At 44.6% G+C, this 23,908-nt stretch carries 22 protein-coding genes and 1 pseudogene; 19 read left to right on the top strand and 4 right to left on the bottom strand.

Going from position 1 to position 23,908, the window contains the following annotated elements; genetic code table 11:
* The first annotated feature begins 1 nt into the window (after nt 1).
* The 8 genes from HMPREF9473_RS26460 (at nt 2) to HMPREF9473_RS27960 (ending at nt 12,346) form a co-directional block, all read left to right on the top strand.
* Entirely contained in the window at nt 2-667 is a 666-nt protein-coding gene (locus HMPREF9473_RS26460) for a Crp/Fnr family transcriptional regulator (RefSeq protein ID WP_006781732.1), read from the top strand.
* Between the two features lie 144 nt (nt 668-811).
* Nucleotides 812-2,824 carry a flavocytochrome c gene (locus HMPREF9473_RS18540; RefSeq protein WP_006781731.1) on the top strand — a complete coding sequence of 671 codons (2,013 nt, stop codon included), beginning with the start codon at nt 812-814 and terminating at the stop codon, nt 2,822-2,824.
* 208 nt (nt 2,825-3,032) lie between these two features.
* A complete protein-coding gene (locus tag HMPREF9473_RS18535) occupies nt 3,033-3,755 on the top strand; it encodes a polyphosphate polymerase domain-containing protein (RefSeq protein WP_006781730.1) in 723 nt (240 codons plus the stop codon).
* Nucleotides 3,737-4,411: a DUF4956 domain-containing protein gene (locus HMPREF9473_RS18530; protein WP_006781729.1), complete on the top strand. Its 675-nt coding sequence runs from the start codon at nt 3,737-3,739 to the stop codon at nt 4,409-4,411. The genes HMPREF9473_RS18535 and HMPREF9473_RS18530 overlap by 19 nt, the downstream gene beginning before the upstream one ends.
* A 78-nt stretch (nt 4,412-4,489) precedes the next feature.
* Entirely contained in the window at nt 4,490-6,082 is a 1,593-nt protein-coding gene (locus tag HMPREF9473_RS18525) for a carbohydrate-binding domain-containing protein (protein WP_006781728.1), read from the top strand.
* Between the two features lie 242 nt (nt 6,083-6,324).
* Nucleotides 6,325-9,156 carry an excinuclease ABC subunit UvrA gene (gene uvrA, locus HMPREF9473_RS18520; protein WP_006781727.1) on the top strand — a complete coding sequence of 944 codons (2,832 nt, stop codon included), beginning with the start codon at nt 6,325-6,327 and terminating at the stop codon, nt 9,154-9,156.
* 172 nt (nt 9,157-9,328) lie between these two features.
* Nucleotides 9,329-10,873 carry a glutamine-hydrolyzing GMP synthase gene (gene guaA / locus HMPREF9473_RS18515; protein WP_006781726.1) on the top strand — a complete coding sequence of 515 codons (1,545 nt, stop codon included), beginning with the start codon at nt 9,329-9,331 and terminating at the stop codon, nt 10,871-10,873.
* 1,245 nt (nt 10,874-12,118) lie between these two features.
* Nucleotides 12,119-12,346 (top strand): hypothetical protein, encoded by a 228-nt coding sequence (locus HMPREF9473_RS27960; RefSeq protein WP_138669605.1) that lies wholly within the window; start codon nt 12,119-12,121, stop codon nt 12,344-12,346.
* Between the two features lie 27 nt (nt 12,347-12,373).
* Here the strand turns inward: HMPREF9473_RS27960 and HMPREF9473_RS27955 are convergent, their stop codons facing one another.
* The 3 genes from HMPREF9473_RS27955 to HMPREF9473_RS18500 form a co-directional block, all read right to left on the bottom strand.
* Entirely contained in the window at nt 12,374-12,763 is a 390-nt protein-coding gene (locus tag HMPREF9473_RS27955; protein ID WP_207636803.1) for a hypothetical protein, read from the bottom strand.
* A 520-nt stretch (nt 12,764-13,283) separates the two neighbouring features.
* Nucleotides 13,284-14,885: an SIR2 family protein gene (locus tag HMPREF9473_RS18505; RefSeq protein ID WP_006781725.1), complete on the bottom strand. Its 1,602-nt coding sequence runs from the start codon at nt 14,883-14,885 to the stop codon at nt 13,284-13,286.
* A gap of 51 nt (nt 14,886-14,936) precedes the next feature.
* Entirely contained in the window at nt 14,937-15,494 is a 558-nt protein-coding gene (locus HMPREF9473_RS18500) for a helix-turn-helix domain-containing protein (RefSeq protein WP_006781724.1), read from the bottom strand.
* A 399-nt stretch (nt 15,495-15,893) separates the two neighbouring features.
* Here HMPREF9473_RS18500 and HMPREF9473_RS26985 point away from each other — a divergent pair, with 399 nt between their 5' ends.
* From HMPREF9473_RS26985 to HMPREF9473_RS18485, 4 genes and pseudogenes are all read left to right on the top strand, one after another.
* Nucleotides 15,894-16,079 carry an N-terminal phage integrase SAM-like domain-containing protein gene (locus HMPREF9473_RS26985; RefSeq protein WP_242830864.1) on the top strand — a complete coding sequence of 62 codons (186 nt, stop codon included), beginning with the start codon at nt 15,894-15,896 and terminating at the stop codon, nt 16,077-16,079.
* Nucleotides 16,080-16,162: 83 nt separating this feature from the next.
* A pseudogene (locus HMPREF9473_RS28785) lies at nt 16,163-17,033 on the top strand (AAA family ATPase); the annotation flags it as partial.
* Nucleotides 17,034-17,715: 682 nt separating this feature from the next.
* The gene (gene cptIN / locus HMPREF9473_RS18490; RefSeq protein ID WP_242830863.1) at nt 17,716-18,210 is read left to right on the top strand and encodes a type III toxin-antitoxin system CptIN family toxin; all 495 of its coding nucleotides are present in this window, start codon (nt 17,716-17,718) and stop codon (nt 18,208-18,210) included.
* 369 nt (nt 18,211-18,579) lie between these two features.
* Nucleotides 18,580-19,755: a CD3324 family protein gene (locus tag HMPREF9473_RS18485; protein WP_006781721.1), complete on the top strand. Its 1,176-nt coding sequence runs from the start codon at nt 18,580-18,582 to the stop codon at nt 19,753-19,755.
* A gap of 99 nt (nt 19,756-19,854) precedes the next feature.
* Here the strand turns inward: HMPREF9473_RS18485 and HMPREF9473_RS18480 are convergent, their stop codons facing one another.
* Complete coding sequence (locus HMPREF9473_RS18480) at nt 19,855-20,109, bottom strand: helix-turn-helix domain-containing protein (protein ID WP_006781720.1); 255 nt, start codon at nt 20,107-20,109, stop codon at nt 19,855-19,857.
* A 116-nt stretch (nt 20,110-20,225) separates the two neighbouring features.
* On the opposite strand from HMPREF9473_RS18480, the gene HMPREF9473_RS18475 reads away from it, so the two are divergent.
* From HMPREF9473_RS18475 to HMPREF9473_RS18445, 7 genes are all read left to right on the top strand, one after another.
* Nucleotides 20,226-20,441, top strand: coding sequence for a sporulation initiation factor Spo0A C-terminal domain-containing protein (locus tag HMPREF9473_RS18475; protein WP_006781719.1), 216 nt, complete (start codon nt 20,226-20,228; stop codon nt 20,439-20,441).
* Between the two features lie 154 nt (nt 20,442-20,595).
* Nucleotides 20,596-20,919 carry a helix-turn-helix domain-containing protein gene (locus HMPREF9473_RS18470; protein ID WP_006781718.1) on the top strand — a complete coding sequence of 108 codons (324 nt, stop codon included), beginning with the start codon at nt 20,596-20,598 and terminating at the stop codon, nt 20,917-20,919.
* A gap of 47 nt (nt 20,920-20,966) precedes the next feature.
* Nucleotides 20,967-21,320 carry a hypothetical protein gene (locus HMPREF9473_RS18465; protein ID WP_006781717.1) on the top strand — a complete coding sequence of 118 codons (354 nt, stop codon included), beginning with the start codon at nt 20,967-20,969 and terminating at the stop codon, nt 21,318-21,320.
* A gap of 52 nt (nt 21,321-21,372) precedes the next feature.
* Nucleotides 21,373-21,807 carry a hypothetical protein gene (locus HMPREF9473_RS18460; protein WP_006781716.1) on the top strand — a complete coding sequence of 145 codons (435 nt, stop codon included), beginning with the start codon at nt 21,373-21,375 and terminating at the stop codon, nt 21,805-21,807.
* 89 nt (nt 21,808-21,896) lie between these two features.
* Complete coding sequence (locus tag HMPREF9473_RS18455) at nt 21,897-22,406, top strand: hypothetical protein (RefSeq protein WP_207636802.1); 510 nt, start codon at nt 21,897-21,899, stop codon at nt 22,404-22,406.
* A gap of 18 nt (nt 22,407-22,424) precedes the next feature.
* Nucleotides 22,425-23,414, top strand: a complete 990-nt coding sequence (locus HMPREF9473_RS18450; RefSeq protein WP_006781714.1) for a GNAT family N-acetyltransferase — start codon at nt 22,425-22,427, stop codon at nt 23,412-23,414.
* A gap of 56 nt (nt 23,415-23,470) precedes the next feature.
* Nucleotides 23,471-23,881 (top strand): SRPBCC family protein, encoded by a 411-nt coding sequence (locus tag HMPREF9473_RS18445; protein WP_006781713.1) that lies wholly within the window; start codon nt 23,471-23,473, stop codon nt 23,879-23,881.
* Nucleotides 23,882-23,908 lie beyond the last annotated feature (27 nt).

Here is a 23,908-nt window from a genome sequence, read left to right as displayed (position 1 = left end):
TATGGGTGAAAAGGGACATTCATATAGAGATTTAAAAAATGATTTTACCGGTTATGAGCCGCTGCTAAAGCGTCTGGCCACCTGTGAACTGTTGATGGAACAAATCATAACCTATGAAGAGATGAGGGAATTGGGATATGCCGGGTATTACATCGTGGACGGCCAGTGCCGCCTGATGGTATCCGGCCCCGGAGGCGCGGAGAAGATTGGGGCGGTGCTGAAACGTGGAAGTTTTTTGCAGCTTTATTCCAAAAGCATGCTGTCCCGGGCTTCCCAGTGCTTTTATACGGAGCCCTATCCCACGGTGCGGATGCTGGCTTACGATGAGACGGCGTTTATGAATCTTCTGAGGAGCGAGCCGGAACTGACGCTGAAACTGCTGGGGTTTTATGAGAATTTATCGGCATCCCTTCTCTGTGATTTGAGGGATGCCCTGTTTTGTGATGGGAAGAAGCGGGTGTGCAATCTGTTGTTTGACATGTCCATGGCCAGAGGGGCCGACGTCATTCACATTTCCCAGGAGGAAATATCCATGTATGTGGGGCTGGAGCGCAGCAATGTGGCCCGGTGCTTAAAGCAGCTGAAGCAGGAAGGGATTGTGGAGACAGGGCGTGGAAAAGTGAAAATTGTGGATAGGGAGAAACTTGGCGGGCTGGTCAATATGTAGACAGCCCGTTTTTATGGATTTTAATTGTTAAAAAAATATCAGAATTTTGCTAAACTGTGTTGTCCGACACAGAAACCAGGTCCGGACTTTTTGTAAAATAGCTGGGTATCATGCAGGATATTACAAAAAGACGGAGGGAGATTTATGAAAAAGAGCATGAAGAAAATCATAGCGGCGGCTTTGACGGCGGCAATGATGGTATCGATGGCAGGCTGTTCCAAAAAAGCGGACACGGCCATGACAGAGACAACGACAGCGGCACAGACGGAGACGGAAAGCCAGGGGGAAGCGCTTTATACACCGGGCACCTATACGTCCGAGCAGCAGGGAAATGGCGGTCTGATTCCGGTAACGGTGGAGTTCAGTGAGACAGAGATTCTGTCTGTCACCATCGGCGAGAATAAGGAGACGGCAGGACTGGCGGACCCGGCATTGACCAGAATTCCGGAGGAGATTGTAGCAGGACAGACCTTAAATGTGGACGCTGTCAGCGGCGCAACCATCACCAGTGAGGCCGTGCTTGCGGCGGTGGCCGACTGTGTGGCCCAGGCTGGCGGTGATGTGGAAGCCCTGAAGGGAAAAGAAGCGGCGGCAAAGACGGCCGGAGAAGATATTGAGAAGACCGCGGATGTTGTGGTCATCGGCGGAGGCGGCGCCGGTCTGGCGGCGGCAGTCAGCGCGTCTGCAAACGGTACAAGCGTGATTCTGATTGAGAAAGGTTCCGCACTGGGCGGCAACACCCTTCGTGCAGGCGGCGCTTACAACGCGGTGGATGAAGTCCGCCAGGCGGCAGTCGATATGGATGATTCCCAGATTGCGGAGTTGAAGGGAATTCTGGAGCTGGATGAGAAGGAGGTGGCCGAGGAGTACCGGGAGACGCTGAAGACTCTGAAGGGACAGATTACCGAATATCTGGCCGGGGACACCAGCAAGCTGTTCGATACGGTGGAACTTCATACTTATCAGACCTACAAGGGCGGGGCAAGAACCGGCCTGGACGGCACGGAAATCCATGGCAATTTTGATTTGGTCAACACCCTGACCACCCAGTCCCTGGATGCATTGGAGTGGCTGGTAAGCGGCGACGAGGAGACGGAGATTACCGACAATATTGGCACCGTGCTTGGCGGTTTGTGGCCGCGTATGCACAGCCTGAGCACATCGGTGGGACACGGCTTCATTTCCCCACTGGAAAAAGAGTGCAAGAAGAATGGCGTGGAAATCATGATGGATACTGCCGGCAAGAAGCTGATTGTGGAGGACGGCAGAGTGACAGGCGTGGAAGCGGAGCAGGCGGACGGAACGAAGGTGACGCTGCATGCCGGCAACGGTGTGATTATGGCCACCGGCGGTTACGGAGCCAATCCTTCCATGGCGATGGAGTATGATAATTACTGGGGTGTTTTGACGGAGGATATGCCGACGACCAACACAGCTCTGGCAACCGGAGACGGAATTGTCATGGGCAAGGAGGCAGGCGCCAACCTGGTTGGCATGGGATATATCCAGTTGATGCCGAGTTCCCATCCGGAGACCGGTTCCCTCTCCGGCGGCCTGTGGGGCAGTGCGGAGGAGCAGGTATTCGTGAACAAAGAGGGAAAACGTTTTGTCTCCGAGTATGAGAGCCGCGACGTGCTGGCAAAGGCGGCGCTGGAGCAGACAGACGGCATGTTCTACATTATCTGTGACCAGGAGTCCGCAGGCAATCCACAGCGTGGCGGACAGAACAGCTGGGGAAATGATATCGACTCCCTGATTGCGGACGGAAGCGTGCTGACTTCTGACACCCTGGAGGGTCTGGCAGAGCAGATTGGCTGTGACGCGGATGTTCTGGTGGCCGAGATCGAGAAATACAACAGCTATTGCGAGAGCGGTGTGGATGAAGATTTCCAGAAGGTGAAGCTGGGCGGCAAGATTGATGTGGGTCCGTTCTGGGCCACACCAAGAAAGCCATCTATCCACCATACTATGGGCGGTCTGGAGATTAACACTGACGCTCAGGTACTGGATGTGGACGGAAATGTAATTCCCGGTCTTTATGCGGCCGGCGAGGTAACCGGCGGTATCCATGCCGGGAACCGTGTGGGTGGTAATGCACTTCCTGATATTATCGTATTTGGCCGGATTGCGGGACAGAGTGCGGCGGCTGGGAAATAAAATGAATGATTGTTAAGTGAATTGCGGGAGAGCTGGAATCGGAGCATTTGAGGAGAGAAAATCAAATGCGCCGGTTTCGGCTCTTATTAGGTTCAGAGAAGTTGTTTTTCACTTACTTTTCACAGATTTTACAAAGTTTCGACGCAAAATCCCGTTATAGTTTTTATGTGACATACAGTTGGAAATGATGGAAGGAGTGACCGGAAAAATGCAGGAAAGCAGTCAGGTGTTTCAGCGGATTGAGAAGAAATATCTGTTGGATGGGGAGCAGTACCGGAGGTTTTTGGAGGGGATGGCGCCCCATATGGAACTGGACCGGTATGGGCTTCACACCATCGGAAACATTTACTTTGATACGGAGGAGGATGCTCTTATCAGAACCTCCCTCGCCAAGCCGCCTTACAAGGAGAAAATGCGGCTGCGGGGCTACGGGATTCCCGGGGACGGGGATTTGGTGTTTCTGGAGTTGAAGAAAAAGTGGGAAGGAATTGTTTACAAACGGAGGGTGGCCATGACACCGGAGGAGGCGGAGCGGTATGTAACGGAGGGAATCTGGCCGCTGCCGGAGAAGCAGATGAGGAAGGAAATGGATTACTTCATGAAGTATTACCGGCCAAGACCCAAGGTTTATCTGGCCTATGACCGGATGGCTTATTTCGGAAAGGAAGACGGGGAACTGCGTCTTACCGTGGACCAGAGAATCAGGAGCCGGGAAAGAGCGCTGGATTTGCGGGCCGGAGATGAAGGGGAATTATTGTTTGAGGAAGAGCGCTATCTCATGGAGATTAAGGTGCCGGAGGCGTATCCGCTGTGGCTGGCGCATCTATTGTCAGAGCTGGAGATTTATCCGGTGTCATTTTCCAAATATGGGATGTATTATAAGAAGAGAACAGAAGAAGAGAGGAAGCGAATATGTTTACAAGTATCTTAAACAGTGGGGAAGTGAGTCTGAGCATGAGCGAGGCGGGACTCTGCGTGATCGCGGCCATCCTGCTGGGGCTGGTAATTGGATGGGTCTATATGGCCTGCGGGAGTTATTCCAAGAATTTTGTGGTGACGCTGGTCATGCTGCCGGTGTTGATTCAGATTGTGATTATGATGGTCAATGGAAATCTGGGAACCGGGGTGGCAGTCCTGGGAGCGTTCAGTCTGATCCGGTTCCGCTCGGTGCCTGGCTCGTCGAGAGAAATTGTCAATATCTTTTTCTCCATGGCGGTGGGACTGGCGGCAGGAACCGGGTATCTGACCTTTGCGCTGTTTATCACGGCGGTGGTCTGTCTGGTGCAGCTGGCCCTGTATAAGAGTGGATTTGGGGAGAAGAAGAATGGGGAAAAGCTGTTGAAGATTGTCATACCGGAGAATTTGGATTATGAGACAGTGTTTGACGATATTTTTGGAGCATTTACGAAGACGGCGGAGCTGGAGCGGGTGAAGACGACCAATCTGGGGAGCATGTATGAGCTGGATTACCGGGTATTTTTGAAGGAACCGGGGATGGAGAAGGAAATGTTAGATGAGATTCGGTGCAGAAATGGAAATCTGACGGTGGTCTGCGGGAGAACGATTGGCGGCAGAGAGGAATTGTAGAGAGCCGGGCAGTGTAAAGTGGATAAGGCTGGCTGGAAACAGCAGAGAATCAAATGACAGGCGAGAGGAGCTATGGAAATGATGACAAAACACAGAAGGTGGAAGACCGGGGCCGTGTGTCTGGTGGCGGCGGCCGTTGTTCTGAGCGGATGCCATTCCGGGAAAACGGTGACGGCGGAGAGTCAGACAGAGAGTAATGCGGAGAACAATTCAGAGAAGAATTCAGAGAACAATGGGGCAGGAACATCCGGGAATCCAACGGATGCTGGGGCCGGAAAGATAGATTCCTTTATGATTGGAGAGACGGAGGTGAAGCTGGAGGACGACGATTACTACTCGGACTGGTCCGGGGATGACGTGACTTACATAAAGCTGGCGGACGCGGCGGTTTCCATAGGGGGAAATGGGGCCGAGGCGGATGGAAATGTGGTCAGAATCACAGATGGCGGCACTTATGTGCTGTCTGGCAGCTGGTCGGACGGCTCGGTGCAGGTGGATGCCGGGGACAAGGGCACCGTGCGTCTGGTGCTGAATGGAGTGGAGATTCACAGTGAGGAGTCAGCGCCTATTTATGTGATGAAGGCGGATAAGACGGTGATAAGTCTGGAGGACGGGACGGTGAATACGCTGTCCGACACGGAGGGACTTGTCTATACGGATGAGGAGAAGGAGGAGCCCAACGCCACACTGTTCAGCAAGAAGGATTTGACGATTAACGGGACCGGGACGCTGGTGGTAAATGCGGCATTTAACCACGGGATTAACGGGAAGGACAATGTGATTCTGATGAGTGGGAATTACCAGGTGACGTCGGCCCGCTCAGCATTTAAGGGAAAGGATTTGCTGGCGGTGCTGGATGGAAGTTATGAGATTACGGCCGGAAATGACGGCATGCACTCGGATGGGAATCTGGGGATTTTCGGCGGGACGATTGAGATTCTGGAAAGCGTGGAAGGGCTGGAAGGAGGAACGATACAGATTGCGGACGGAGATATTTCCATCAAGTCCTCGGATGATGGGATCAATGCGTCCAGTGATGAGGAGGATGTCACCCCGACGCTGTATATCAGCGGGGGAACGGTTGCTGTGGATGCGGAAGGCGACGGCATTGACAGCAATGGGAATTTCTATATGACGGATGGCGATGTGACGGTTTACGGGCCGGTCAGCAACGGGGACGGCGCACTGGATTATGACGGTGTGTTTGAAATGTCCGGCGGACAGCTGGCAGCGTTTGGAATGAGCGGGATGGCCCAGGGAGTCAGTGCTGGGTCCACCCAGAATGCGTTGATGATGACTTATCCTAAGGAGCAGGCGGCCGGGACGGAAGTGGTTTTGAAAAATGGGGCCGGTGAGGAACTGTACCGCTGGAGCGGGGCGAAAGCCTTTAATTCGCTGGTGATTGCTGTGCCGGAGCTGACGACAGGCGAGAGCTATGTGCTGGAGACCGGGGAGAGCCAGCTGGAGTTTGTGCTGGAGAGCGCCATGACCTATCTGAATGAGAATGGAGTGACGGAAGCCGCCAGCATGAGGCCCATGGGCGGAAAAGGCGGCATGGGCGGCGGGCCGGGAGGCCAGCGGCCGGATGGCAGTGGAGATGAGAGGCCGGAAGGACTGCCGGAAGGAGGAAAAGGCCGGAGACCGGAAGGACTGCCGGAGGGAACCCCTTAGGTTTAGCAGCTTCCAATAAAGAATGAGAGGTGCTCTGTGAGCTTCGGCCGCAGAGCATTTTTCTGTCTGAATCATTCTTCCGCACCATACCCAATCCCGGGAATTGGGAAAACTGGAAAAAGCGAACAAATGTTTGCAATTTACGACAAGATGTGCTATGATGGTTCCCATAGGACTTTCAAAATACAGATATGAAATATATCATGCGAACAATACAGGTTACAAGTAAGAGGAGTTAAATCATGGCAAAGCAGTACATCAAGATACGTGGTGCCAATGAGCACAATTTGAAGAACATTTCCCTGGATATCCCCAGAAATGAACTGGTGGTTTTGACCGGTCTCAGCGGTTCAGGTAAATCTTCCCTGGCTTTCGATACTATCTATGCGGAGGGCCAGCGGCGTTACATGGAATCCCTGTCCTCCTATGCGAGACAGTTCCTGGGCCAGATGGAGAAGCCGGATGTGGAGAACATCGAGGGATTGTCCCCGGCCATTTCCATTGACCAGAAATCCACCAACCGGAACCCCCGTTCCACCGTTGGTACGGTGACTGAGATATACGATTATATGAGACTTCTGTATGCCAGAATCGGTATCCCCCACTGCCCGGTCTGCGGGAAAGAGATTAAGAAGCAGACGGTGGACCAGATGGTGGACCAGATTCTCTCCATGCCGGAGGGAACCAAGATTCAGCTGCTGGCTCCGGTGGTCCGTGGGCGGAAGGGCGAGCACGCCAAAATTCTGGAGCACGCCAGAAAGACCGGCTATGTGCGTATCCGCATTGACGGCAACATGTATGAGCTGACGGAAGAGATTAAGCTGGACAAGAATATCAAGCACAATATCGAGATCGTGGTGGACCGTCTTGTGGTGAAGCCGGGGATTGAGAAGCGAATGACGGATTCCATCGAGACAGTGATGGAACTGGCGGACGGTTTGATGACGGTGGATGTGGTCGGCGGAACGCCGGTGAACTTCAGTCAGAGTTTTTCATGCCCGGACTGTGGTGTCAGTGTGGATGAGGTGGAGCCGAGAAGCTTCTCTTTCAACAACCCGTTTGGCGCCTGTTCGGAGTGTTTTGGCCTGGGATACAAGATGGAGTTCGACGAGGACCTGATGATTCCCGACAAGAGTCTGAGCATTGATGAGGGTGCCATTGTGGTGCTGGGATGGCAGTCCTGTACCGATAAAGGAAGTTACACCAGGGCGATACTGGATGCGCTGGCCAAAGAGTACAAGTTCAGTCTGAGCACGCCGTTTGAGGATTATCCGAAGAAGATACATGACATTCTCATCTACGGAACCGGTGGGAAGGAAGTCAAGGTATATTATAAGGGACAGCGTGGGGAGGGCGTGTACGACGTGGCCTTCGAGGGCCTGATTGCCAATGTGGCGAGACGGTACCGGGAGACATTTTCCGAGTCCTCCAAGGCGGAGTATGAGAGCTTTATGAGAATTACCCCATGTCCGGCCTGTGGCGGGAAACGTCTGAAGAAGGAATCCCTGGCGGTGACGGTTGGGGATATGAATATTTTTGACGCTACCAATATGTCCATTGTGAAGTTCCGGGAGTTCATGGACGGGTTGAAGCTGACCAGCATGCAGGAGGCCATCGGCGCCCAGATTTTGAAGGAGATTCGGGCCAGAATTTCCTTCCTGATTGATGTGGGGCTGGACTATCTGTCTCTTTCCAGGGCAACGGGAACCTTGTCCGGCGGCGAGGCGCAGAGAATCAGGCTGGCGACCCAGATTGGCTCCGGACTGGTGGGCGTGGCCTACATTCTGGACGAGCCAAGTATCGGACTTCACCAGAGAGATAATGATAAGCTGCTAAAGACCCTGCTGCACCTGCGGGATTTGGGCAACAGCGTGCTGGTGGTGGAGCATGACGAGGACACCATGATGGCGGCGGACTATATCGTGGATATCGGTCCGGGAGCCGGAGAGCACGGAGGCCAGGTGGTGGCCTGCGGTACGGCGAAGCAGATTATGAAATGCAAGGATTCCATTACCGGTGCGTATCTGAGTGGCAGGATTAAGATTCCGGTGCCGGAGGAGCGGAGAAAACCGACCGGATACCTGACAGTGCGGGGCGCCCAGGAGAATAACTTAAAGAATATTGATGTGAAGATTCCACTGGGGATTATGACCTGTGTGACCGGCGTGTCCGGCTCCGGTAAGAGCTCGCTGGTGAATGAGATTGTGTACAAGTCGCTGGCGAAGAAGTTGAACCGGGCGAGAACGATTCCCGGTAAGCATAAGAAGATTGAGGGTGTGGAGCAGCTGGACAAGATTATTGATATCGACCAGTCGCCGATCGGGCGGACGCCAAGGTCCAACCCGGCCACCTACACCGGCGTGTTTGATATGATTCGTGATTTGTTTGCGTCCACCTCCGACGCGAAGGCCAAAGGGTACCAGAAGGGCCGTTTCAGCTTCAATGTGAAGGGCGGACGGTGCGAGGCATGCAGCGGCGACGGCATTATCAAGATTGAGATGCATTTCCTGCCGGATGTGTATGTGCCATGCGAGGTCTGCGGCGGCAAGCGGTATAACCGGGAGACGCTGGACGTGAAGTATAAAGGAAAGAGCATTTACGACGTGCTGAATATGACGGTGGAGGAGGCGCTGAAATTCTTTGAGAATGTGCCATCCATTTACCGGAAGATTGCCACGCTCAATGATGTGGGACTTTCCTATATTAAGCTGGGGCAGCCGTCCACGGAGCTGTCAGGCGGTGAGGCCCAGAGAATTAAGCTGGCTACGGAGCTGAGCCGGCGCGGGACGGGCAAGACCATCTATATTCTGGACGAGCCGACGACCGGACTGCATTTTGCGGATGTGCATAAGCTGATTGAGATACTGCGCAGACTGTCGGAAGGCGGCAATACGGTGGTGGTGATTGAGCATAATCTGGATGTGATTAAGACGGCGGATTATATCATTGACATCGGGCCGGAGGGCGGCGACAGGGGTGGAACCGTGATTGCCCAGGGAACGCCGGAGGAAGTGGCCATGGTGCCGGAGTCCTACACGGGGCAGTATGTGAAGAAATATTTGAATCTGGAATAAGAGTGCCAGGCGATGGCGCGGCAGGAAAAAATGACTGAAAAAGTCTTCCTGCCGCGCCATATTTCTACAAAAAAATTCATGAGATAGTATTGTAGAAGTGGGAACGGATATGCTATACTAGGTAAATTGAAAAAAGAAGCAGGATAACGATAAGCATACAGGAGGAATCTTTGTGAACAGAGAGAAAATCATTGTCATTGATTTTGGCGGCCAGTACAATCAGCTGGTTGCGCGCCGTGTAAGAGAAAGCCACGTATATTGTGAAATTTATTCTTATAAAACAGATATCGAGACGATTAAGGCCATGAATCCTAAGGGAATCATTTTGACAGGCGGTCCCAACAGCTGTTATGAGGAGGGCGCGCCAACCTATTCGAGAGAACTGTTTGAGCTGGGCATCCCTGTTCTGGGACTCTGCTACGGAGCGCAGCTGATGATGCACGTGCTGGGCGGCGTGGTGACAAAGGCCCCTGTGCGTGAGTATGGCAAGATAGAAGTCACTGTGGACAAGAGTTCGAAACTGTTTGGCAATGTGTCGGAGAAGACCATCTGCTGGATGAGCCACAACGATTATATTGAGAAGGCAGCTGACGGCTTCCGGATTATCGCCCACACCCCGGCCTGTCCGGTGGCGGCTGTGGAGTGCGTGGAGAAGAAGCTGTACGCCATCCAGTACCACCCGGAGGTGCTTCATACCCAGGAAGGATTTAAGATGCTGTCCAACTTTGTGTATGAGGTGTGCGGCTGTGCCGGCGACTGGAAGATGGATGCATTTGTGGAGAACACCATCCAGGCGATTCGCGAGAAGGTTGGAGATGGCAAAGTGCTCTGCGCGCTGTCTGGCGGCGTGGATTCCTCCGTGGCGGCTGTGATGCTGGCGAAGGCGGTCGGTGGGCAGCTGACCTGCGTCTTCGTGGACCACGGGCTGCTCCGCAAGAACGAGGGCGACGAGGTAGAAGAAATCTTCGGGCCAAACGGGAACTATGACTTAAACTTCATCCGTGTCAATGCCCAGGAGAGATTTTACGAGAAGCTGGCCGGAGTGACAGAGCCGGAGGCCAAGAGAAAAATCATCGGCGAGGAGTTCATCCGTGTGTTTGAGGAGGAAGCCAAGAAGATTGGCAAGGTGGACTTCCTTGTTCAGGGTACCATTTACCCAGATGTGGTGGAGAGCGGCCTCGGCGGAGAGTCCGCCGTAATCAAATCCCACCACAACGTAGGCGGATTGCCGGATTTCGTCGATTTCAAAGAGATTATTGAACCGCTGCGCGACTTATTCAAAGACGAGGTGAGAAAAGCCGGCTTAGAGCTCGGCATTCCCGAAAAACTAGTCTACCGCCAGCCCTTCCCAGGCCCAGGCCTCGGCGTCCGAATCATGGGAGAGGTAACGGCTGAGAAAGTAAAAATCGTGCAGGATGCCGACGCCATCTACCGCGAAGAGATAGCCGCCGCCGGCTTGGACAAGAGCATTGGCCAGTATTTCGCGGCACTGACGAATATGCAGTCCGTCGGAGTCATGGGCGATGAGAGAACCTATGACTATGCGATAGCGTTGCGGGCAGTGAACACCATCGACTTCATGACCGCCGAATTCGCAGAGCTTCCATGGGAACTGCTTGGAAAGGTCAGCAGCCGGATTGTCAACGAGGTGAAACACGTGAACCGGGTACTGTATGACTGTACCGGGAAGCCGCCGGCGACCATAGAGTTTGAGTAAGTATTGTTCCCATCCCACCGGCTCCAGCTCAATTATCCGGTCGAAAATAGAATAAAGTAAAAACAAAGCAGAAGTATCAGGACTTAACAATCCCGGTACTTCTGCTTTTTGTTTTCCGTCTTTCCTTTCCAACTAATTTCTGCCCTTTGCCTTCTGTTCACTCTCTGTTTTCAAAATAGAGAAAGAGCAAATCGGAAAGAAAAATAGAAAAGGAAAACACCAGAAAACAACGTATTTACAAGGAAAATTCAAATCCAGAACAAATCCAAACAAAACTCAACCTGTTTTTGTTCCTGTTCTTTGGTTGTGACAGTCTCAAATGATGTGGCTGATCTAAAGCTGAAAAAAGAGCAGATAAGAAGGCAGAAAAAACATATCTGTATTTCAAAAATGATAATAAATCCGAAAAAAACCGGGAAAAGAATGGGCTGTTTTGGATGGGACAAGAGGGCGAATTTCGATTGCACTTGAACAAAGTTTGTTCCCATCTCACCGGCTCTCAACCTTTATCCAGTCGAAAATAGAATAAAGTAAAAACAAAGCAGAAGTATCAGGACTAACAATCCCGGTACTTCTGCTTTTTGTTTTCCGCCTTTCCTTTCCACCCAATTTCTGCCATTTGCCTTCTGTTCACTCTCTGTTTTCAAAAAGAGAAAGAGCAAAAAGGAAAGAAAACTGGAAAAGAAAAACACCCGGAAACAACGTATTTACAAGGAAAATTCAAAACCAGAATCAATCTAAACAAAACTCAACCTGTTTTTGTTCCTATTCTTTGGCTGTGACAGTCTCAAATGATGTGGCTGATCTAAAGCCGGAAAAAGAGCAGAGAAGAAGGCAGAAAAACACATCTGTATTTCAAAAATGATAATAAATCCGAAAAAAGCCGGGAAAAGAATGGGTTGTTTTGGGTGGGACAAGAAGGCGAATTTCGATTGCACTTGAACAATTGTTGTTCCCATACCACCGGCTCTCAACCTTTTATCCGGTCGAAAATAGAATAAAGTAGAAACAAAGCAGAAGTATCAGGACTAACAATCCCGGTACTTCTGCTTTTTCTTTTCTGTCTTTCCTTTCCACCTAATTTCTGCCGTTTTCCCTGTGTTCACTCTCTGTTTTCAAAATAGAGAAAGAGCAAATCGGAAAGAAAACTAGAAAAGAAAAACACCAGAAAACAACGTATTTACAAGGAAAATTCAAATTGAGAACCAATCCAAACAAAACTCGACTTGTTTTTGTTTCTGTTCTTTGGCTGTGACAGTCTCAAATGATGTAGCTGCACGAAAGCCGGAAAAAGAGCAGAGAATAAGGCAGAAAAAGCACATCTGTATTTCAAAAATGATAATAAATCCGAAAAAAGCCGGAAAAGAAAGGGCTGTTTTGGGTGGGACAAGAGGGCGGATTTCGATTGCACTTGAACAATTGTGTTCAAGTGCAGCTGAAAAGAGTCAAACAATCCAGCCGAAAATAGAATAAAGTCGCATAACAGAGCGTCAGGATTTTTTATCCTGGCAGCTCTGCTTTTTGTTTTCCGTCTTTCCTTTCCACCCAATTTCTGCCGTTTGCCCTGTGTTCACTCTCTGTTTTCAAAATAGAGAAAGAGCAAATTAGAAAGAAAACTAGAAAAGGAAAACACCCGGAAACAACGTATTTACAAGGAAAATTCAAAATCCAAAACCAATCCAAACAAAACTCAACCTGTTTTTGTTCCTGCCATTTGGTTGTGACAGTCTCGAATGATGTGGCTGCACGAAAGCCGGAAAAAGAGCAGAGAAAAAGGCAGAAAAAACAAGACTGAAAAGCTAAAAATAAAGAAAAAAGAGAAAACAAAAAGGCTATTTTCAGTTGGACAACTGGGAGAGTTTCAATGGGACTTGAACAAATTGTTCCCATCCCACCGGCTTTAACTTAATTATCCGGTCGAAAATAGAATAAAGTAAAATCAAACAGAAGTATCAGGACTAACAATCCCGGTACTTCTGCTTTTCCTTTCCACCCAATTTCTGCCCTTTGCCCTGTGTTCACTCTCTGTTTTCAAAATAGAGAAAGAGCAACTCGGAAAGAAGAATCGAAAAGAAAAACACCCGGAAACGACGTATTTACAAGGAAAATTCAAAACCAGAACCAATCCAAACAAAACTCAACCTGTTTTTGTTCCTGTTCTTTGGTTGTGACAGTCTCAAATAATGTGCTGCACGAAAGTCGGAAAAAGAGCAGAGAAGAGGGCAGAAAAAACATATCTATATTTCAAAAATGTTAATAAATCCGAAAAAAAGCTGGGAAAAGAATGGGCTGTTTTGGGTGGGACAAGAGGGCGGATTTCGATTGCACTTGAACAATAGTAGACAGGGAGCCGGAAAGCCGCTTAAATAGCGGACTTTCTGGCTCTCACTTTGTTTTGTGATACCTATTTTTAGTTTGACCTTATATAAGAAGTCAATTCATTTACTATTTTTTTAACGAAAGCTATTACATTTGCTGCTTCAGATTTATTGATTGATATATTTGTATGAACTAAGTTGTTTCTGAGAGAGATATAATCTTTAATTTCGTTAAATGATATATTGTGTAAAATCTCATTTTTGTATAGAGCCTGTAGCATCATATTAAGAGAATAATGGTGCGAATAGTTGTCTAATTTTATATTTGATTTACGTATACTTTCTTCTAAATATCGAAATGCAGATATAGAAGCAGCATTAAATTCTTTTTTTTCAAATAACCTCATGGCTTCTTCTATGCCGTCAAATGGATAATCTTTAATATACATATCTATGTGATTTTGCAATTTAAGTAGGAAATCTTCATCATCTAATGTTTTGTAATAAATTATAGAGTGTTCTTTTATCTGAATGTCTATTATAGAGCCTTCATTAGCAATAAGAATAATGTGCTTTCTATTTTTTAGCAAAGTAGTCAATTCCCACATAACATTTGAATTATTTTGTGTTAAATCAATTAAAGCTAAATTTGTTTTTTCAATAAGAAGTTCGCTTTTAGCCAACCAATTATCACCAGGATAAAGTATCTCATCAAGAGTTATAGGTGTTATAGAATAACTTGATAGAAGTGGAAAAATATTTTCCTTAATTTGTGAAAGTCTTTGATGAGGGGCCGCAATGTAACATAAGCGATTGACTTCGTCTGGGAGTATTAGCTCTTCTTTAACTCTGTTATCTGTTGTTTGAAATAATTGGGTACTGCTTTGAGAAATTAATTCCTTTATTTCCTTAAAAAAAGCTTCCAAAATTTGGGGATAGTTTTCCTTTTTACCGGGTAAATTTATAACTTTAATATTACGTCTTTCAAATCGAGCTATTTCAGTCTTACTTGCGTCAACCATAACGCAATACGCCAGTTTTTTAAGATTACCTAGTCGGCTATTTATAATTTGCCATAAATTTCTAGTATCATTGTCATCAAAACTGTACCCTACTAAAAATAGAGTTTTTGTAATGAATAGATTAGAAATGTATGTTGCCAATAATTTATTATTATCTAAAAAAAAATCATAATCTTGTTCAGTAATGACCATATTGTTTGGATGGTTAAAATCGCCATGCAATTTAATTAATTTTGTAGAGTCTTTCATATTGATTGATAATTTTTCTTCCGAAACGATTACCGAAACAGGACGTTTGCTTAATTGTAGAGATTCATCCAATAGAAAATCAAAATTAGTAGTACATATGGTGTCATAAAAAATATCACAGAAAGCCATATATGTGGGACTTGGCTGAATTTCATAAATATGTAGTTCTTTTACTAATAACTCAATCAATTTTATTCGAGAATATTCACTTTCAAATATAGATAAAGCATCTAAAGCATTGGTATATTCATAGTCCATTATATACGAGGCTACATTATGACCTAACTGATTCCAATCAGGCATACTTATGCCAGAAGGAATAATTGCATTTTTTGAAAAGCCAGCACCCACTATTGGAATTACGTTATTACCGACAAAATCCTCTTGTAAAGTTCTAGGAATGTATTGTAAATATTTTGACATATGAAATTCCTCCGTATTTGTTCATTCGAGTAAGAAATCTTACATCTTTATCTATTTATAACTGTTATTTTTCTCATCATTCCCATTTTCATCAACACTGCTACTGGTAGCAGGCCAATTCAATTTCCATTCCATATATTCATCTTCTGAAATTTCATTATTTTTCAACTGCTCTTTTCGCAAACACCATTCACGCATAAAATCGTTGACCAAACCATAATCAATCCACATACCGACAGGAGGATGTGCGGGCCATTCGTCATTATCATAGTAGCGCACAGACTTATCATCAGAAGCGTTACACTTCCCCGGATTTCTGACAAACTGAAACAGATGAAACGTATTCCGATTATCTTCATCAAGCCAAAGAAAAGTCAACATAATATCTTCTGCAGAACCCGGCGTTACTCCGACAAAATGAATATCATTGATGTTCAGTATTTTTGCCATTTCGATAAGTGTATCATTCTTTGGAACCCGATAGCCGGATTCATACTGTGCAACCCGGACATCTGCATTTCTTTCTTCATATCCCAATTTCAAACCTAATTCACGTTGCGTTAAACTGCGAAAAGTACGAACGCGCTTAATACGTTCCCCTAATGTCATAGATTTATCCAGTCCTGTCTATTCTAAAATCACAAAGGTATCAATCTTAGAAATAGTATAGCACAATTAAAATAACATAACAACAAAACTTATCATAAATGCTAAGTTTAATAAAAAAGATAAGTTTAACAAATAAGCTATTGATAATAGCAAAAATGCTAAGTATAATACAAATACGGAATTTAACAAAAAAGCTAAGTAAAAAGAAAGGACATTTGTATGAAGAATGAATTATTTGTAATAGCAGGAGAAATAGAGAGGATTTAGGAGTTTCCAAACTGTTTGTCTATAAATTGGTTAGGCAGATGAATGAAGAACTGGAAACAAAGGGCTTTATTATAATTGTCGGGCGTGTAAGCAGAAGACAAGAAAGCGTTAGAGTGGGAACACCATTTTAGAATGAAAGAGGGTTCTGATTTGGATATGACGTTTACAGAATTTGTGGAAGCTTACACTAGAGATATGAAGCCAAAGCTGAAGCATAACACATGGTTGACAAAAGGGCATATCATCCGAACAAAATTACATCCTTATTTTGACAATAAAAAGATGTGCGACATTCGCCCTAAAGATATTATCCAATAGCAGTTAGGATACAAAAGAATGAGCGGAACACACAAATATCTAACAATCAGCTTTCGCGTATCACCTAGAGAACGGCAGGAAATATCATTCAAGGCAATCTGGGAGACGGAAAGACCACATTGGTACTCAATATAGCGACAAAGATGTCAATAAAGAGAGGGATTAGACTGTGAAATGAAGCTTACAGAGCCATTAAATGTAATTTACCAAAGTGCGGAGGACGGGCTTGCCGATACGGTAAAACCTCGACTAGAACTGGTAGGAGCAGATGGTGAGAGAATTTTTGTCATTGATGAAAGTAAAAATTACTTTCTATGATAGATGAACGGGTAGAAGAAGCGGTTAAAAAACCAAGGTAAGATTGCTGATTTTAGACCCCATACAGCCCATTTAGGCGGTGGAATGGATATGAACCGGGAAATGAAGTAAGGGATATGACAAAGAAGCTGGCGGCACTGGCAGAGAAGTATCAATGTGCGATTGTATTTGTCGGACATATGAATAAAGTGCAGGAAATAAGGCAGCATATCGGGACATGGGTTCCATGGATTTTTTTTGTCGTGGCAAGGAGCGTCCTTTTAGTAGGCAGGATAGAGGGAGAAGCAAATATCAGAGCGGAAGTACAGATAAAGAATAATCTGGCAATGTTCAGACATCCAAAGGCTTTTGAGTTATCGGAAAATGGATTCTGCTGGCTGGATGATTATGAAATTACGGCAGATGAAGAGTTGGGAGGTCTTGCACCAAAAGCCAATAAAATGGAACAGGCAAAATGCTTGCTTCGTGAACTGGCAGAAACTAATAATTCCATGCAGAGCAGTGAGATTGTTAATCTCGCAGATGAGCATGGCATATGAAACAGACACTGGAAAATGCAAAAAGGAATTGGGGATTCGGGTAAAGAGAATAAATAATTCGTGGTATTGGAAACTGGATAAAATCAGAGCGGGATAAATAAACAGCGCAACAATGCAAAGAATAAAGAGTTTGCAGTCTTGGCAGTGCGGTCTTGTGAATTGTAAGGTAGCAAAAGTGTTAGACATCACATTTCTGCGGTATTGAATGGAAGAACAGGTAAAATACGATAGCCAAAGTATTGGCGGCAATAAAGCGGCCGGTACAGCCGCAATAGCTAATAGATTGGGTATGCTTATCATAGTAGATAAAGGCAAATAATAATGAAATACGCAATTTAACCCAAATAGAGCCGGAATGCCGGTAGGGTATTAGAAAACGTCTCGAACGCGTAGGAAAAACCTTGAAAAACAATCAAAAACTCAACAATTATGTTATGTCTGTATGGAGTTTGAGTATCTGCCTATTTGATTATAGTAATTCTGATGTCAGATGATTCCTTGGTTTTTTTGCCATATTCTTTTTATTCTGATTATTATAAAAAAGTAAGTTTTAGTAGCCATTATGTTTTGTGATATATTTTTGAAATAGTGCGTTAAAACCGTCATCTGGTGTGTAATATTGATTCTCTTCGCGTGAGATGTCCGATAAGAAAAGAATGATTTGCAGGATATGCATAGATAGTCGAGTTTCAGCATTAAATTTTAATAGAAAGCCCTATTGACTTTCCTCTTTGTGCTTGCTAAGATATAAGTACAGAGAGAGTTTACCACTGACCGATATGTGGTATATAAATGGTCGGGTTGTAAGTTTACCGCTGACCGATATGCGGTATATAAATGGTTGGGTCGAAAGTTTAGTCCTTCGCCACAAGGCGGGGGACTTTTTCTATAATGAGGACAGGCAAATGAAGAAAACTGGATTTTATATTATCAAAGATAAATTTTTTGAGGATATGCCAGATCCGTATCTTAAGGGAAATAAGGCAGGTAATAGACCTCATTATTACTGCTTTGAAGATACGAATACCGGGATATACTGGATGATACCATTGTCCAGCCGCGTTGATAAATATAGGCAGATTATGGAGAAAAAGGAAAAAGCCGGTAAATCTTGCGATATTATCCATATCGTCAAACTGGATAATAACCGAGAGAGTACATTTCTGATACAGGACATGTTTCCGATAACAGAGGACTACATAGAACGGGAATATACAATCGCTGGAAATCATCTGATGTTGACGAGCGAGCATGTTGCCAGAGAAATTGAGTAGAAAGCAAGAAAAGTCTTGGGTATGTTGAAACGTGGTATCAAGTGTACTCCAACACAGCCAGATGTTATGTCAATATTAGAGAAGCTGAGAGAACACAGATAAGTTTTTTTGCTGGTGTAATAATTACATAATGCTAGTTCCATGTGGATAAGAAACAATTATCCAGCCGAAAATAGAATAAAGTGAACGCAAGCAGAAGTATCAGGATTTAACATTCCGGATATCTCTGCTTTTGTTTTTTAGGTTTTTCTCTCCCGGTTCCGTCTGCCATGATTATATTTTTTCTGACTCAAAGATAATCAAACCAGTTTGGAGTTCTATGATACAATAAAGATAATCATTTAGGATGGCACCTTAGGAGTTGATAATATGAAATACAAAAATGCCAATATTGTATTGCCAAAGGAGTTAATAGAGGAGATTCAGAAGTATGTGCAAGGAGAATATTTATATATCCCGATAAACAACCAATACAGGATGGAGTCAGTCACAGACTATAAAATAGAGTTGGTAAAGCGGGATGCGCATATTTATACAAAGTATTTAGAAGGGATGAGTCAGAAACGCTTATCACAGATGTATCATCTATCAGAATCGAGTATTAGGAGAATTGTTATGAAACAGCGGAATCAATATCAGTTGACAGGTACTAAAATCGGGAAAGTCCTTTTTCATTGGGGATTGGAAAATGATAAAGTGAAACAGATATATGACACGGTCTGGCAGGTGGGAGACCGTTATGTGTTGAAGGTATATCAAGATTCGGAAATGTTGGAAAGAAATCTGAATGTATTAAATATATTAGAGAATATGAATATTCCGGTTGGTGGAGCAATAGCCGCCATTGATGGGAAGCAATATGTAACAGAGGATGGCGTTTTCTATCTCCTGTCGAAGAAACTTACGGGCAGTAATCTTGTACGGATTTGTAATATTAAGGAACTTGCTCTGCAGATGGGAGAGATTATCGCGAACCTCCATATTGCCTTTAAAAAATGTGAAGATACATCTGTGTTTTGGAACAATCATTTATTGGATGAAATGAATGGCTGGGTCAAACAGAATTTTGAAGAGAGTAATTGGAACTATATAGACAAAGAGTCATATGAAAATATTGTATCAAAGTTAACCGAAGTTTCTGGTGAACTTCCGGTCCAATTGATTCATAGGGATATTCATTTTGGCAACTTTTTGTTTGATCATGGAGTGTTTTCGGGTTACATCGATTTTGATTTAAGCCAAAAGAATATCCGTATCTTTGATATCTGCTATTTTTTGCTTGGACTGTTGGTGGAAAAAGAAAAATTCGGTTTAACAGAAGAGCAGTGGTTTGAATTTGTAAAATATGTTTTTATGGGGTACGAGAGTAAGCTGGAATTATCGGAAATAGAAAAGAAATCGGTACCCTGCGTGATGGAATGCATAGAGCTCCTTTTTGTTTCCTATTTTAATTCCATTGATGACCGGGCTTGCGCTGAAAGTGCCTACGGAATCTTTAAATTTATTGAGAATCAGGAACATAAGATATGGAAAAGTATCAAGTAAGAAAATTTACAGGGCTGGCAGGTGAATAAATTCTGCCGGCTCTGTTTTTTAATGGACTATAAAAAAATACCCTAGATTGTATCAATTCACAATCTAGGGCTATTTGTTATAGGTTAAGCCATTAAAGATAGTATTATAATCCGTATGGAAAATTTCAGCCAGCGCTATTAATTCACTGATACGGATATTATAAGTTCCGGCCTCTATTTGTGCATAGATGCTTTTGGATGTTGATAAATTGCGAAGCTGTAATTGGGCAACAACCTGTTCTTGAGTTAGGCCAGCATTATTGCGTAATTTTCTTAAATTATCTCCAATAGAAATATCTTGCACCTGCTTTAATTTTTGTGGCATAAGTGGTTTTCCAACCCTTTCGCTTGATATATGATAGTTTTATATTGATTCTAGTATAAAATCCCTGTATAATTGCAATTAATAGATTTCAAAAGAAGGAGTGGCGTTATTTAATTATGAGAAAAATTAAGTTTGAAGAAATGATGAGAGCGATTGGACAAAGAGAGGGAATCAGTGCTAGTGAGGTAGAAAGAGAAATTCAGCTGGCTATTGACTTGGGGTTTAATAACCGCGATGAGAAGGTAAAGGCTGAATGGGCCAAGATTCCGTTTAAGGGGGAACGCCCGACACCGCAGGAAGTTATTGAATATATGTGCAAAAAGCTGAGATAAAAGTAACAAAAGATAATTAGGCAATGCGCTTATTTTTTTTAATGCTATACTACTCAAGTATAAAGTATTATACTTCTACTAATAAAATCTAATAATATCCTGCAATAACGGGTAAAATGTAAGCAACATATGTCAGAAATGAGGTGTAGGTTGCTTGCTAGATGAGAAGTATATTGCGAGTCGCATAAAGGAGCTCTGTGATAAAAAGCAGATGACTATGTATGCGCTATCCAAGAAAACGGATATAAGTCAGTCGTCTTTATCAAATTTGATGAAAAGAGGAAGTACACCTACTTTTTATACACTGGATCGAATCTGTGATGGACTGGGAATTACACTGGCACAGTTTTTCTCAAATGATACTGGAAAGCAGGAATTATCATCAGAACAAAGGAAGGTATTGGAAGTTTGGGAAACTTTGACTGACAAAGAGAAAGAAGCGGTTGAAATTTACGTGAGAGGTATGAAATTAAAGTAAAAGCAGCCTGATGAGGGCTGCTTTTTGCGTATTTGCCGGAAAGGCAAATGATGAAGAAGGTTCTTGTATTAGCCATGGTGCTGTTGCTGTCAGGCTGCATTTCGGTGGGTGAGAAGGAGGAGAGGCATTCATCTATGGTTGTTACGGTGAATGGGGAAATTGCTTCGGCTTATCGGGATGGAGAAGATGTAACAGAGAGAAGAAAATTTTTGAAAGAGCAGATGGAAGGTACAATTTGTCGTTTCTTGAATCGTGACAGGGAGGAGTTGGAGTTTGATATGTTCTGTTTGCTGGGGGAGGATAGAATGACGATGGATGTTATAGTGAATGAAGTATCATATACATTTACTTGTAATACAAATGGGGATATAATTAGGGTAGGAAGAACAGATGAAACATGACCTGCCAGAGTTGAAAAAGTAATTAGTTAATCGACATTTGTGAGGAAAGTACATGGAAAAACTATATGCGGAATTTCTTCTATGGGTACATAGATTTCATTCAGGGAAACGGTATGAAGAATTGCTCGATGAGATGTTTCTGAGCGATTTAAATAATGAATTTCTACTGGATTTAGAAGAATGCTCCACAAATCTGCTTGATACAACGGGACGTTTTATGCGCTATTGGTCGTATGAACACCATGAATTAGATATACCCATATTTGGTAAATACCTGTTTTCCAGTTTGGAGCTTGCTTATAATGCAAATGCGATGAGTATTGAGGAATTCGGTAGAAGATGTTATCTATTATGGCGGGATTTACCTCCTTCGGTAGATCATACAGAGCCATTCTTGATATTGTGCTATGCTGACGATTGCTTATCCTATGGAGATGAGGCACAGACGAGGAGATTTTACGAAGAGGCATTTGCATTTTATAAATGATATGACGTTCAGTTTGCTGGGAAAGTGGCGTTAATTGTAGGCGAAACCATGTTTGTTCGTATGGGCGGATAAGATGTAGATTGAGAAGATTGAAAGGAATTATTATGGGGTATAGTCTGGGGCCAAGAGTTGATTCAGATTGCGATATCATTCGTATATCAATCAGTAATGTTATCGATACAGATCATGTTTATACTGTTTACAAAGATGGCACCCCATTCCTGGAAGTGATGGCACCTCGGTGCGATTGGAACCCATTCAATACGGCGTGTATCTTTCAAAATTACTTATGCATCGGTTTGGGCGATAGTGTGTATTTTGCATCAATGAAAACAAGAGAAGTAAAAAGAGCAAGTGTTTCCCTATATTTTGGATACTTTTACAAATATAAAAATAGATTGTATGTGGCCTCTGGGGAGCAGTTGTACTGTTTCGATAATGCCTGCGAACTCGTGTGGATTTCTGATAGTATTGCTGTGGACGGCATTACCATTCATCAAATCACAGATGACGGCATAGAGGTTTCTTGTGAAATGGACCCGCCAGGCGGCTGGGTTTGGCGCACGTTATCTTTAGAAGATGGAAAAGAATACAAATAAAACTTGGAGAAAATATTTATGAAAACAAATCTGATCATAGTCGAAGGACTTCCGGGCAGCGGAAAAAGTACAACAGCCAGGATGATTGCCGATGAACTTGAGAAAAAAGGAAAGCAGGTCGTATGTGTGGATGAGGGCGTTAAAGAGCACCCCGCTGATTATGCCGATTATGATTTCCCCGATTTCGAAACGGAAAGAGCCATGATACTTGAAAAGTGGCGCTCATTTGTGAAGGGTGCAAGCGAAGATATCATTTACGTTTTCAACTGCATTTTCCTGCAGAATCCCATGTGCGAGACGATGATGCGTTTTGGCATGGAAGAGGCGGCTTCGGAAACATACATTGCCGAGATAGCGGAAATTATCAAACCAATGTCACCTGTCATTATTTACATAGACCAGCCAAATGTGAAGGCTGCGATTGACAGTGTGCTTGATGAGCGTGGAAATGGCTGGCTGAAGGCCGTGACAGACTATCATGTTTCCCAAGGATACGGAAAACAGAATCATCTGTCCGGTTATGACGGGTATATCAAATGCCTGGAAGAGAGAAGAAACCGGGAGCTGAACATTTTGCGCTCACTGGACATAGACAGCTACACAATAAGCCAGGATATCACCACCGATGAGTTTGCAGCATTGTTTGCCTCAGCTGGCTGGAACTGTCCCACAAGGGAGCAGATGGAGCTTGCAATCAAAAACAGTACCAAATCATTTGTTGTCCGTCATAAGGAAATGCCAGTGGCGACAATCAACTGGCTTGGTGATTATGGAATGCACTGGTTTATGAAAGAATTTATCGTGCACAAAGATTATCAGGGGCAGATGATAGGAACTTTACTGTATCGGTTCTCTGAAAATTTCATCAAGAGTACTATGAAGGCTGATTGGAAGGTGTGTATTGATTTGAAATCCTCCAAAGGAAAAGAAAACTTTTATCACAAACTGGGATTTCAGACCATGACAGAAGATGAAAATGGTAGTGGGATGGAGAAAATATTAGAATGATAACATATTAACAAAGTAAACGATGACAATGGTGATGATGCAAGGAGGAAGCGAACATGACAACATCCACGATTAAGGTTACTATCCCATGTGACATTCATAAAGTCTGGGAAACGGTATCGTCGGTTGAGCGTTATCAGACATGGCGAAGCGATGTGGGCAAAACAGAGGTGACAGATGAAAAACAGTTTATAGAATATACCCCAAATGGCTACCCAACCACGTATACGATTACGAAGGTAGAACCGCACAAACGCTGGGAGCTTGATGTGGAAAACAGCTATACAACAGGACATTGGACAATTGTTTTTGAGTCCCAAGGCAGCGAAACACAAATCGACTTCACCGCGAGTGTAACAGCGAAACAGCTCTCCACGAGACCAGTTGGTAAAAGCGTATTTGAACAAACATATCTAAAAAAGGCACAGGCACAATTTGCAGCAGATTTAAAGAAAGCGCTCGGTTAAACCTTCCGGTTTGGCGGGCGCATAAAC

Origin of the sequence: Hungatella hathewayi WAL-18680 (assembly GCF_000235505.1) — a bacterium.
Classification (GTDB): Bacteria; Bacillota; Clostridia; order Lachnospirales; family Lachnospiraceae; genus Hungatella_A; species Hungatella_A hathewayi_A.
Note: the sequence above shows the minus strand (reverse complement) of the source record. Positions and strands in the feature narration are given on the sequence as shown.

Excerpts from the sequence above, each read along its gene's own strand:
- HMPREF9473_RS18530 (WP_006781729.1), top strand. The coding sequence starts at position 3,737 with ATGTTTACAAGTATCTTAAACAGTGGGGAAGTGAGTCTGAGCATGAGC.
- HMPREF9473_RS18500 (WP_006781724.1), bottom strand. The coding sequence starts at position 15,494 with ATGACATTAGGGGAACGTATTAAGCGCGTTCGTACTTTTCGCAGTTTA.
- HMPREF9473_RS27955 (WP_207636803.1), bottom strand. The coding sequence starts at position 12,763 with ATGGGAACAATTTGTTCAAGTCCCATTGAAACTCTCCCAGTTGTCCAA.
- HMPREF9473_RS18480 (WP_006781720.1), bottom strand. The coding sequence starts at position 20,109 with ATGCCACAAAAATTAAAGCAGGTGCAAGATATTTCTATTGGAGATAAT.
- HMPREF9473_RS18535 (WP_006781730.1), top strand. The coding sequence starts at position 3,033 with ATGCAGGAAAGCAGTCAGGTGTTTCAGCGGATTGAGAAGAAATATCTG.
- HMPREF9473_RS18460 (WP_006781716.1), top strand. The coding sequence starts at position 21,373 with ATGGAAAAACTATATGCGGAATTTCTTCTATGGGTACATAGATTTCAT.
- HMPREF9473_RS26985 (WP_242830864.1), top strand. The coding sequence starts at position 15,894 with ATGAAAGAGGGTTCTGATTTGGATATGACGTTTACAGAATTTGTGGAA.
- HMPREF9473_RS26460 (WP_006781732.1), top strand. The coding sequence starts at position 2 with ATGGGTGAAAAGGGACATTCATATAGAGATTTAAAAAATGATTTTACC.
- HMPREF9473_RS18485 (WP_006781721.1), top strand. The coding sequence starts at position 18,580 with ATGAAATACAAAAATGCCAATATTGTATTGCCAAAGGAGTTAATAGAG.
- HMPREF9473_RS18450 (WP_006781714.1), top strand. The coding sequence starts at position 22,425 with ATGAAAACAAATCTGATCATAGTCGAAGGACTTCCGGGCAGCGGAAAA.
- HMPREF9473_RS18525 (WP_006781728.1), top strand. The coding sequence starts at position 4,490 with ATGATGACAAAACACAGAAGGTGGAAGACCGGGGCCGTGTGTCTGGTG.
- cptIN (WP_242830863.1), top strand. The coding sequence starts at position 17,716 with ATGTGGTATATAAATGGTCGGGTTGTAAGTTTACCGCTGACCGATATG.
- HMPREF9473_RS18465 (WP_006781717.1), top strand. The coding sequence starts at position 20,967 with ATGATGAAGAAGGTTCTTGTATTAGCCATGGTGCTGTTGCTGTCAGGC.
- HMPREF9473_RS18445 (WP_006781713.1), top strand. The coding sequence starts at position 23,471 with ATGACAACATCCACGATTAAGGTTACTATCCCATGTGACATTCATAAA.
- uvrA (WP_006781727.1), top strand. The coding sequence starts at position 6,325 with ATGGCAAAGCAGTACATCAAGATACGTGGTGCCAATGAGCACAATTTG.
- HMPREF9473_RS18475 (WP_006781719.1), top strand. The coding sequence starts at position 20,226 with ATGAGAAAAATTAAGTTTGAAGAAATGATGAGAGCGATTGGACAAAGA.
- HMPREF9473_RS18505 (WP_006781725.1), bottom strand. The coding sequence starts at position 14,885 with ATGTCAAAATATTTACAATACATTCCTAGAACTTTACAAGAGGATTTT.
- HMPREF9473_RS18540 (WP_006781731.1), top strand. The coding sequence starts at position 812 with ATGAAAAAGAGCATGAAGAAAATCATAGCGGCGGCTTTGACGGCGGCA.